Annotated in this window: 1 protein-coding gene; it reads left to right on the forward strand. The window is 42.2% G+C overall.

The genetic code is table 11. The features are described from left to right. On the forward strand, positions 1 to 633 hold a 633-nt coding region (locus F6K49_RS52740; protein ID WP_293111096.1), incomplete at its 5' end, for a methyl-accepting chemotaxis protein. Between the last annotated feature and the right edge of the window lie 398 nt (positions 634 to 1,031).

Consider the following 1,031-nt stretch of genomic DNA (forward strand, 5'->3'; position numbering starts at 1 on the left):
GTCGAAGCTGGGGATACTGCTATGAACCGCACTGTGGAAGGCTTTATGGCGATTCGGGAAACTGTAGGCAGCACTGCCAAGAAGGTCAAACGCCTTGGGGAATCCTCCCAAAAGATTTCTAAAGTAGTTAACCTGATTAGTAACTTTGCAGCTCAAACCAACTTGCTAGCGTTAAATGCTTCTATTGAGGCAGCTCGTGCTGGGGAAGAAGGTCGAGGCTTTGCGGTGGTTGCTGATGAAGTGCGAGCCTTAGCCCATCAATCAGCAGAAGCAACCGCAGAAATTGAAAAAATTGTGGCACAAATCCAGATGGAAACTAATGAGGTGGTAGCTGCCATGGAAGCTGGTACTGAACAAGTGGTAGGAGGAACAAAACTGGTGGATGACACCAGGCAGAGTTTGAATCAAATCACTACAGTAATGGTCAAGATTAATGAGTTGGTCGAAGCGATCGCTAGCGTAACTGTTGAGCAAACTCAAACAAGCGTTTCAGTGACTCAGACGATGACTAATGTGGCAGCGATCGCTAATCATACTTCCATAGAAGCGTTGCAGGTATCCCACTCGTTTAAACAACTGCTTACAGTTGCCGAGCAACTGCAAGATAGTGTAGGCAAGTTCAAGGTGAGTTAGTGTTGTTAGTTAATTGTTAATGTTTAATTGTTAATTGTTAATTGTTAATTGCGATTTTAAAAGTAACTGTGTTCTCAACAAGATTGACGGGGAATTCTGTGATTGTAACTCCTAAAATTTATCAGTCACCCCGAGTTAGGCAATGGTGGCAGCGATGTCCAAACCCTGGGTGTCTTCACAACGATAAACTACCTATTTTTAATTAATTGGGCGTATTCCATGACTCAAATCCCTCCTCAGAATAACTCCCTTAAGGATAACAATGGTCACCAGATTGATACTCATGATATAAAATTATCAGATAAATTGTCTAATAATTTATCTGATAATGGTCATACTGGCACTCACCAAACTTTTAACCTGTCAACATCTACCCTGAAAACCAAACTGGGGAAATC

It is taken from the genome of Moorena sp. SIO3I6 (genome assembly GCF_010672095.1).